The sequence below is a fragment of the Campylobacter sp. IFREMER_LSEM_CL1097 genome (assembly GCF_025772225.1).
Taxonomy (GTDB): domain Bacteria; phylum Campylobacterota; class Campylobacteria; order Campylobacterales; family Campylobacteraceae; genus Campylobacter_D; species Campylobacter_D lari_D.
Genome location: NZ_JAKMRT010000019.1, coordinates 19,863 through 29,154 on the forward strand (window position 1 = coordinate 19,863; position 9,292 = coordinate 29,154).

Consider the following 9,292-nt stretch of genomic DNA (forward strand, 5'->3'; position numbering starts at 1 on the left):
TTTAAACCCTTACTTCTTTGATTAAATCAAGCCATTTTTGTGCTACATTGGCCACTTCATAATCTTTACATCGTTGCTGTGCATTAAGCGCTAGTGTTTTTCTTAAATTTTCATCTTGCATTAAAAGTGCGAGTTTTTCGCTTAAAGCTTTTTCATCATCTAAATCTACTAAAAATCCATCTTTTCCATCATCAATTAAATCTTTATGACCGCTTGTGTATTTAGTGCTAATGCGCGCTACTTGATAATATAAACTTTCAAGCAAAACCGTTGGCAAGCCTTCTATGAAAGAGCAAAGGCAGATTATTTTTGCTTTTTTATAAAGCTCTTGCATATTTTCAACTTTACCTAGAAAATTAACTTTGATATTTAAATTCTTGGCTTCTTGTTCTAAATCTTGTCTTAATTCTCCATCGCCTGCTATGAAAAAGTTGTATTGTTTTTGTAAATTTGTATCTAGCCTTGCTATGGCTTTTAAAAACATAGAAGCATTTTTATTATGATCAAGTCTGCCTACAAAAATGACATTATTTTCTTTTTCTAAATTTTCTTTAATAGGGCTAAAATGACAAGGATTTGGCATATTGATAACTTTTTTAACAAAGTTTTCATAGTAATTTTTATCATCATTACTTAGCACGGTTAAAGCATTTGCATGAGGAAAACTTATACGGCGTAAAAACTTCCAAATTTTAGATTTTAAATAAGTATAAGAGCTATGCTCGCTAATGATTAAAGGTGTATTTAAACCTTTGTTTGCCCAAATGCAAGCAATATTAGTTGTATCTAAAAATGAGATAAAAACATCGCTTTTGTGGTCTTTAAGTGCTTGTTTTAAGGCTTTGAATTTTTTAATGCGTGAGGCTATTTTATTATAAAGAGTGGAAAAGTCAAACTGCTCTAGGGTAAAAAGTTTGATTTTTGGATCAAGCTTGTAAAAAGAGTCTTCTTTGTGAAATTTAATAATATTTATTTCATGATTTTTACAAAGTTCATTAGCTAAAGTGACTAATACTCTTTCAGCACCACCTGAATTTAAAGTAGCTATGATGAAAGTGATTTTCATACTTGTTCCTTTAAATGCCCATGTTTTACTTCAAATACTCTATCGCAACCTTGTATAGTTGAGAGCCTATGAGCTATGATGATGAGGGTTTTATCTTTTGAAATTTTATAGATTTCTTCCATGATTTTTGCTTCACTTTCTTGATCAAGAGCACTAGTTGCTTCATCTAAAACTAAAATTTCAGGTTGTTGGTAAAGCGCTCTTGCTATGGCTATTCTTTGTCTTTGGCCTCCACTTAAAAACGAACCTGAATCACCTACCTTAGTATGCACTCCATCTTCAAGTGAATTTACAAAGCTTTCAAGATTAGCTTGTTTGATCACTTTGTGTAAAAGCGCTTCATCTACTTCTTCTCCAAAGCTAATATTTTTAGCAATAGAATCATTAAAAAGATAAATTTGTTGAGGTATGTAGCCAATTTTACTTCTAAAACTTTTTATATTGCTCTCATCAAGCTTAATTCCATCTACAAAAATAGCTCCATCGCTTGGTTTTAAAAGTCCTATGATAAGATCAACTAAAGTACTTTTACCACTTCCACTTTTACCTATAAAAGCGATTTTTTCATTTTTATTAAGCTCAAAATTTAAATTTTTAAATAAGTTTTTCTTACCCTTATAAGCAAAGAAAAGATTTTTCAAAACGATTTTTTCTTTAAATTCAATACTTTCATCGCCTAGTTTTTCTTCTTTTTCATTGAACATATTATAAATAATATCTAAAGAGTTTTTATAATATGTGATTTCATTATAACTTGTGATGATACGATTAGCACTTGGCATAAGCCTATAAAGAGCCACCACAAAAATAGTAATAGTTGCTAAGATAGATGAAATATCACTTTCATATCTTAAAACTAAATACACTACGATAAAACAAAGCATACAAAAACCTATACCTTCAAGGTAAATTCTAGGAATGCTTGACATGCTTTCATTGCTAATGTTTGCTTTGGCAAAAAGCCCGCTTTGAATTTCATAAAGTTTTTGTGTGCTTTGTTCTTTGGTTTTGAGTTTGATGATCTTAAGGTTGTTTAAATTTGCATTTAAAATTTCAAAATAATTTTTCATCGCCTCTTCTCTAGCTATGGAAGCTTTTTTTACCAAGGGTGAGAGGATTTTAATCAAAATAAAAGCATTTAAAAGTAAAAAAGCACTTAAAGCTAGGGTAATTTTATAGTTGATAATTAGCAATAAAGTATAAAGTAAAAACACCACAAAGCTTTCACTTAGCATAAGTAAAAAAGCACTAATTAAAGTGCTTAAATGAAATACTTCTTGAGTAATAGTTTTTAAAAGTTCTGATTGATTTTTGTTAGTAAAATTTTCATATTCAAGGTGTAGGTATTTATCAAAAATACGACAAGCAAGGCTGTGGTAACGCCCTTTAGAAAAACGCGCAAGCAAATGAAAATAAAAGGCATTTAAAAAGGCTCTAAAAATATAAAAGGCGATTAATATACAGCCAAAATAAGCAATAATCTTATAACTTGGTAAATTTAAATACTCATATACAGGTTGAAAATAGGAGCTTTTTTCTAAAAGCTCAAAATTACTCGCCACTGATACAAAAGGCATGATCAAAGAAATAGCAAAGCTTTCTATAAATCCTATAAAAATAGAAAAAATTAGCAAAGCAAATAAAAATTTCTTATCATGGGCATTGAGTATGAAAAAAAGTTTTTTTAACACTGTTTTTCCCACTCATAAGCACTTTTACAGATTAATTCTAAATTATCATATTTTGGTTTCCAATTGGTTAGGGTTTTGATTTTATCAGCATTTGAAATAAGCACAGAAGGATCCCCAGCTCTTTTTGGTGCAAGTTCTACCGTGAAATCTACTCCGCTTACTTTTTTCATGGTTTCAATAACTTCTTTTACGCTAAAACCGTGTCCATATCCTACATTGAAAATATTACTTTCATTGTTTTCTAAGTATTCTAAAGCAGCTAAATGTGCACTTGAAATATCATCAACATGGATAAAATCTCTAATACAAGTACCATCTTTAGTATTATAATCATCACCAAAAATATAAAGTTTTTCTCTTTTTCCTGTGGCTACTTCAGCAGCAACCTTGATAAGTAAAGTAGCTTTTGGATAGCGTTGACCTATAGGATAACTCATGCAAGCACCTGCTACATTGAAGTATCTTAAAATGCAGTATTTAAATTCAGGATTAGCCATATTAGCATCTTGCAAGACTTTTTCGCTCATTAGTTTGCTTTGTCCATAAGGATTAATCGGTGCTAATGGACTTTGCTCATCTACGATAGGAGTTTGTGGCTCTCCATAAGTAGCTGCGGTTGAAGAAAAAATGAATTTTTTCACACCTGTTTCTAAACAAGTTTGGATTAGATTACTTGTGTTTGCGGTATTGTTCATATAATATTTTAAAGGATTTTCCATACTTTCAGGAACTTCAATACTAGCTGCAAAATGCACAATTGCATCAAATTTTTCTTCTTTGAAAAGTTTTTTAATCCCAGCATAATCGCTTAAATCTTGCTCAAAAAACTTAAAAGGTCTGATTTTAGAAAGTTCATCCAAACTTTTTTTACTGCCTTTTGAAAGATTATCTAATACACAAATTTCATGATTTGTTTCTAAAAATTGTTTTAAAGTATGAGAGCCTATGTATCCTGCGCCACCGGTGATTAAAATTTTCATTTTTATCCTTTTTGTGATATTTAATAATAGTTATTTTAATATACTTTTCTTAATTAATTTAAAACTTACTCTTTTCTTTTTCTATGGCTTCTAAAAATGGCTTTTGATAGCTTTTATCGCTATGTTTTTGCAAAAGCTCTTCTTTGAAATTTTCTAAAATATTAAGATAATCTTCTTGGGTTAAATTACCTTTAATGAGTTCGTATTTTAAAAATAGCATATAGGTGTTTAACACATCACTCTCGCAATACTCGTGAATTTTTTCTAATTTGTTTTGATAAAAAAGTTCTAATACTTCATTTCCATGCACATCATACTTTCCAGGAAGTCCTGCCATAGCACAAAGTGTGTCAAGTTTTAAGCCTTTTTGGCCAAAACTTCCTAAAGATTCTAATAAATCACAATGTTTATTTTCTACAAATTTGCTTTTGTAGTTATTCCATTTATCGCTTGCGTCCAAATAAGCACTTGCGTTGATATTGTATTTTAATGCTCTTATAACAAGCAAAGGCATGTCATAGCTTTTGCCATTAAAACTTACAAGGCGGGGTTGGTGTTTATCTATGAAGTTAAAAAACTCTTCTAGCATTTGTTTTTCATTTTCGCCTTTGATTTTATTGACTTTGATGAAATTTCCAAATTTATCTGCAATCACTGCACAAATGCTTACAACTTTATGAAAAGGTAGGGGTAAAAATTCACTTCCACTTTCTTCTTTTTGTCTTTCTAAAGCTTGCTTGCTAATGCTTAAATCATCGCCATTAAAATTATAAAGATGTTTTATCAATTCTGCATCAGGAATGCTCTCACAATCAAAAACGCAAATATATTCTTGCATGATAAACCTTTTTTTAAAAAAATCTTTGTTAAAATCATAACAGAAAATTTAAAAATAAAGTAGTATATGAAAATAGGTTTGGTTAAATTATCTGCACTTGGAGATATCATCCATGCGGTAATTGTTTTACAATTTATTAAAAAGCATTATCCTAAGGCGAGTATTGATTGGTTTGTAGATGCAAGATTTGCAGGATTATTGCAAGATCATCCAATGATCAATGAAGTTTATGCCCTGCCTTTGAAAGATAGAAAATTCAAAGAAGTTTTTGCTATGCTTTTTGAAGCTAGGCAAAATAAATATGATGTTGTGATTGATTTGCAAGGTTTGATTAAATCTGCTTTAGTGAGTAAATTTTTATGTGCTAATACTTTTGGTTTTGATCAAGAAAGCATAAAAGAGGGCTTTGCGAGCAATTTTTATACGCATAAATTTGCGTGTAATTATGAAGAAAATATTATCGTGCGTAATCTTTCTTTGGTAGCTTATGTGCTAAATGAGCATTTTGATCATAGTGACATAGAGTTAAAACAAAGTTGTTTTAGCGTAGATGATGAGTTAAAAGAAGAGCTAGAGCAAAGACTTTCTTTAAGTGAAAGTGCGCCAAATATACTCATACATGTAGGCTCATCTATGCCTAATAAAATTTACCCAAAAGAGCGTTTGATACTACTTTGCAGAATGCTTTTAGAGTATTTTACTAGTGCAAAAATCATGCTTGGTTGGGGTAATGTTAATGAGTTTAATTTTGCTAAAGATATAGTTTTAAATTTAAAACATTTGAAAATAGAACTTGCACCAAAATTAAGCTTAAGTGAGCTTTGTGCTTTAACTAAGACAAGTGATTTAATTATCGGAAATGATAGCGGGCCTACTCATTTAGCCTTTGCATTAAACAAGCCTTCTATAACGATTTTTGGTGCTACTCCTAGCCAAAGAAATACTTATGAAACAAATATCAACAAAACAATCAATGCAGGTAAAAAAATACTGCATTCAAAACATATAGATAAAAGTGATTTTTGCATACAAAATATCGATGAAAAAGATATTTTTAAACTAGCTTGTGAGCTTTTAGAAAAATGATAAATTATGTATATCTAAGCCTTTTTTATATATTAAAAGCCCTTGTGAAGATTTTACCTGTAAAACTTTTAAATTCTTTTGCAAATTTGGTTGCTTTAATCACTTATAAGTTAAATCACAAACACCGCAAAATCATTGACATAAACTTAAAAATTTGCTTTCCTGAAAAAGATCAAAAATGGCGTGATGAAACTAGTCTTAATATCTATAAAAATTTTGCTAAATTTGGGATTGATTTTATCAAAAATCAAAATGCAAGCAAAGAAGAAATTATCGATAAAATTTGCTTTGATGATGAGGAGCAAATTTTAAATATAATGCAAAGTAAAAGACCCTTGATTGTAACTACGGCTCATTATGGTAACTGGGAGCTTTTGGCTTTGTCTTTTGGAGCTAAATTTCAAGGAATTTCCATAGTTGGAAGAGCACTTGATAGCGTGATAATGGATAAAATTTTAAGTAAAAATCGCACGCAATTTAATATAGAGCTTATAGAAAAAAAGGGCGGGCTTAGAAAAATGCTAAAAGCCTTAAAAGAAGGTAGATCGCTTGGAATTTTAACCGATCAAGATGCAGTGGATAGTGAAAGTGTAAAAATACAATATTTTAACCAAGAAGTAAATTTCATAGCAGGTGCAAGTGTACTTGCTAAAAAAACAAATGCTATGATTTTACCTTGTTTTGTGTATCAAAAAGATGAGAAATTTTTTGTAAAAACTTTTAAGGCTTTAGATGCAAGCAAGGCAAGTATAGAAGAGCTTACTAAGTATCAAGCAAAGTGTTGTGAAGAGATGATTAAATTTAAACCTGATGAGTATTTTTTCTTTCATAAGAGATTTAAAAGATACAATCATGAATTATATTTATAGGACATAAAATGGATTTAAAGCAAATTAGTGTGATAATGATTGTTAAAAATGCTCAAAAAACTTTAAAAGCTTGCTTGGAATCTTTGCAAGAATTTGGCGAGATAGTTTTGATAGAAAATGATAGCAATGATGATACTTTAAAAATTGCTTATGAGTTTAGTAAAAGTTATAAAAATATCAAGATTTATCAGCATAAATTTATAGGTTTTGGACCTTTGAAAAATTTAGCCATAAGTTATGCTAGCAATGATTGGATTTTTAATATTGACGCAGATGAGCTTGCTAAGAAAGAATTTTTACAAGAATTAGGGCAAATTGAGCCTAATAAAGAAGATATTATAGCCTTACCAAGAGAAAATTTATATAATGGAGAGTGGATTAAAGCTTGTGGGTGGTGGCCCGATCATGTAATGCGGGTGTTTAATAAAACCCATACTAATTTTAATGAAAATTTAGTGCATGAGAGTTTGATTTTATATGAAGATAGTAAAAAGATTAAGTTGCAAAATGGTTTGAGACATTTTGCGTTTGATGATATCGATAGTTTGCTAGATAAGCTTCAAAAATACTCTAAGCTTTGGGCTTTGCAAAATTTACACAGAGAAAGTAGTGTTTGCAAGGCATTGCTAAGAGGAATTTGGACGTTTTTTAGAAATTATGTTTTGAAAAAAGGGATTTTTTATGGCTATAAAGGCTTTATCATAAGTACTTGCAATGGTCTTGGGGCCTTTTTTAAATATATGAAATTGTATGAGTTAAAAAAACAAAAGCCAAAAACTTGTGCTTTGATCATCACAACCTATAATCAAAAAGAAAGGCTTGCTTTGGTGCTTGATAGCGTTAAAAACTTAGAGCCTTTACCAGATGAGGTTTTAATAGCTGATGATGGAAGCAGGGAAGATACAGTCAAGCTTATACAAGCTTATCAGAAAGATTTTCCATGTAAGTTAGAGCATATTTGGCAAGAAGATAAGGGGTTTAGACTAAGTGAGATTAGAAACAAAGCTATTAAAGCTTCTAAAAGCGAATATATAATCGTTATAGATGGAGATATGGTTTTAGAAAAAAGTTTTGTAGCTGATCATTTGAAATTTGCACAAAAAAAAGTATTTTTGCAAGGTTCTAGGGTGATTTTAAATGAAAAAGAAAGCAAAGAACTTTTAAGCAAAAATGATTTTAGTTTGGCTTTTAATAAAAAGGGTTTTAAAAATCAAAGAAATATTTTTTTAGCTAAATGTATATATAAATTTTCAAAACTAGCTAAGAAATTTTTTAAAAAATCACAACTTATTAAAGGTATAAGAGGCTGCAATATGAGCTTTTATAAAAGTGATTTTGAAGCCATTGAGGGATTTAATGAAAAATTTATAGGCTGGGGTAGGGAAGATAGCGAGTTTGTAGCTAGATTTTTATTTAATGAGGGAGTGTTTAAAAGGCTTAAATTTAATGCTCTGGCTTATCATATCTACCATGAAGAAAATAGCAAAAATATGCTTGAAATCAATCATCAAATTTATCTTGAAACTATAAAAAATAAAAAAATAACTTGGAGATAAAGTATGAAAAAAGTAGGCATAGTAATTCCCATATACAATGTAGAAAAATATCTAAAAGAATGTTTAGATAGTGTAATCAATCAAACCTATACTAATTTAGAAATCATACTAGTAAATGATGGTAGTACAGATGAAAACTCACTCAATATTGCAAAAGAATACACTCTAAAAGATAAAAGAATCACCCTTTTTGATAAAAAAAATGGTGGACAAAGTAGTGCTAAAAATGCTGGGATTGAATTTTTATCAAATAATTATAAAATAAGTTTTTTAAAAGAAGAGGGGCAGCTATATACTTTTAGTATTTCTAATGCAAACCCTTATTGTATTTCAAGAATTTATAAAAACAAGCAAAATGATAAATTATTAAAAATTCCAGAGATTGATTATATTATATTTTTAGATTCAGATAATTTTTGGGAGTTAAATACCATAGAAGAGTGTGTTTTAAGAATGAATAATGTTGATGTTTTATGGTTTGATTATATGTGTATTTATGAAGAAGGAATAAAAGATAAAGGCCAAAAAACAAAAATGGAAATATTTAATTATACTAAAGAGTGTATTATTACTCCAAGAGAGTATGCTAAGCAAGCTTTAAAAGTAGGTTCAAGGGATGTTGCTTTTGGCGTAATGGGAATGATAAATTTTAATTTTTTAAAAAATATAAAATTAAAATTTATAAATAAAATCATTAATGAAGATGTGCATTTTGGCCTGATTTTATTTGCAAGTGCTAAATCTATATATGTTTTTCCAAAAAAAATGTATTTATGTCGATTAAGAGCTAATAGTGTTTCTAATCATGATAAAAAAGTTACAAAGGCAAATATAGCTGACTATTTTAAAGATATATATGATGTTTTTGAGCAAGATCCTAAAAAGACAAAAGACTATCTTAAAGCTGTAAGCAGGGTTGTGATGGCTTTGGAATTTATAGAATTTTTTAAAAACAATTATGGAGAGAATATTGAAGCAATGAAAAAAGTATTTTTACCTTTTTATGCAAAAAAAGCTTTAATGATCAAAAAATTTAAAAAAGATCCTTTAAATTTAAAGGAAAAATTACCCATAATCAAACCTTTTATTCAAACAAAAATTCCTTATGATCTTTGGAAAATTTGGCAAAAAATTAAAAGAATTTTTAGGTTTTAATTGTTTGTTTGGATATTGTAAAAAACAACTTGGAGATAAAGCATGAAAAAA

Annotated in this window: 8 protein-coding genes; 4 read left to right on the top strand and 4 right to left on the bottom strand. The window is 29.1% G+C overall.

Annotated elements, in window-relative coordinates; translation table 11 throughout:
* Position 1: 1 nt before the first annotated feature.
* The 4 genes from L8W64_RS07660 to L8W64_RS07675 are packed head-to-tail and all read right to left on the bottom strand — an operon-like array spanning position 2 to position 4,575.
* Positions 2-1,066, bottom strand: coding sequence for a glycosyltransferase (locus L8W64_RS07660; RefSeq protein ID WP_263673363.1), 1,065 nt, complete (start codon positions 1,064-1,066; stop codon positions 2-4).
* Complete coding sequence (locus L8W64_RS07665) at positions 1,063-2,757, bottom strand: ABC transporter ATP-binding protein (RefSeq protein WP_263673364.1); 1,695 nt, start codon at positions 2,755-2,757, stop codon at positions 1,063-1,065. The genes L8W64_RS07660 and L8W64_RS07665 overlap by 4 nt, the downstream gene beginning before the upstream one ends.
* Positions 2,751-3,737 (bottom strand): UDP-glucose 4-epimerase GalE, encoded by a 987-nt coding sequence (gene galE, locus L8W64_RS07670; RefSeq protein ID WP_012661952.1) that lies wholly within the window; start codon positions 3,735-3,737, stop codon positions 2,751-2,753. The genes L8W64_RS07665 and galE overlap by 7 nt, the downstream gene beginning before the upstream one ends.
* A gap of 58 nt (positions 3,738-3,795) precedes the next feature.
* A complete protein-coding gene (locus L8W64_RS07675; protein ID WP_263673365.1) occupies positions 3,796-4,575 on the bottom strand; it encodes a 3'-5' exonuclease in 780 nt (259 codons plus the stop codon).
* A 66-nt stretch (positions 4,576-4,641) separates the two neighbouring features.
* On the opposite strand from L8W64_RS07675, the gene waaC reads away from it, so the two are divergent.
* The 4 genes from waaC to L8W64_RS07695 are packed head-to-tail and all read left to right on the top strand — an operon-like array spanning position 4,642 to position 9,241.
* Positions 4,642-5,661 (top strand): lipopolysaccharide heptosyltransferase I, encoded by a 1,020-nt coding sequence (gene waaC / locus L8W64_RS07680; protein ID WP_263673366.1) that lies wholly within the window; start codon positions 4,642-4,644, stop codon positions 5,659-5,661.
* Positions 5,658-6,530 (top strand): lipid A biosynthesis lauroyl acyltransferase, encoded by an 873-nt coding sequence (locus L8W64_RS07685; protein ID WP_263662615.1) that lies wholly within the window; start codon positions 5,658-5,660, stop codon positions 6,528-6,530. Before waaC ends, L8W64_RS07685 begins: the two co-directional genes overlap by 4 nt.
* An 8-nt stretch (positions 6,531-6,538) precedes the next feature.
* Positions 6,539-8,086 (top strand): glycosyltransferase family 2 protein, encoded by a 1,548-nt coding sequence (locus L8W64_RS07690; RefSeq protein ID WP_263664945.1) that lies wholly within the window; start codon positions 6,539-6,541, stop codon positions 8,084-8,086.
* Positions 8,087-8,089: 3 nt separating this feature from the next.
* The gene (locus L8W64_RS07695; protein ID WP_263673367.1) at positions 8,090-9,241 is read left to right on the top strand and encodes a glycosyltransferase family 2 protein; all 1,152 of its coding nucleotides are present in this window, start codon (positions 8,090-8,092) and stop codon (positions 9,239-9,241) included.
* Positions 9,242-9,292: the final 51 nt, after the last annotated feature.

Coding starts and splice junctions, on each gene's coding strand:
- L8W64_RS07660 (WP_263673363.1), bottom strand. CDS start 1,066: ATGAAAATCACTTTCATCATAGCTACTTTAAATTCAGGTGGTGCTGAA.
- galE (WP_012661952.1), bottom strand. CDS start 3,737: ATGAAAATTTTAATCACCGGTGGCGCAGGATACATAGGCTCTCATACT.
- L8W64_RS07675 (WP_263673365.1), bottom strand. CDS start 4,575: ATGCAAGAATATATTTGCGTTTTTGATTGTGAGAGCATTCCTGATGCA.
- waaC (WP_263673366.1), top strand. CDS start 4,642: ATGAAAATAGGTTTGGTTAAATTATCTGCACTTGGAGATATCATCCAT.
- L8W64_RS07685 (WP_263662615.1), top strand. CDS start 5,658: ATGATAAATTATGTATATCTAAGCCTTTTTTATATATTAAAAGCCCTT.
- L8W64_RS07690 (WP_263664945.1), top strand. CDS start 6,539: ATGGATTTAAAGCAAATTAGTGTGATAATGATTGTTAAAAATGCTCAA.
- L8W64_RS07695 (WP_263673367.1), top strand. CDS start 8,090: ATGAAAAAAGTAGGCATAGTAATTCCCATATACAATGTAGAAAAATAT.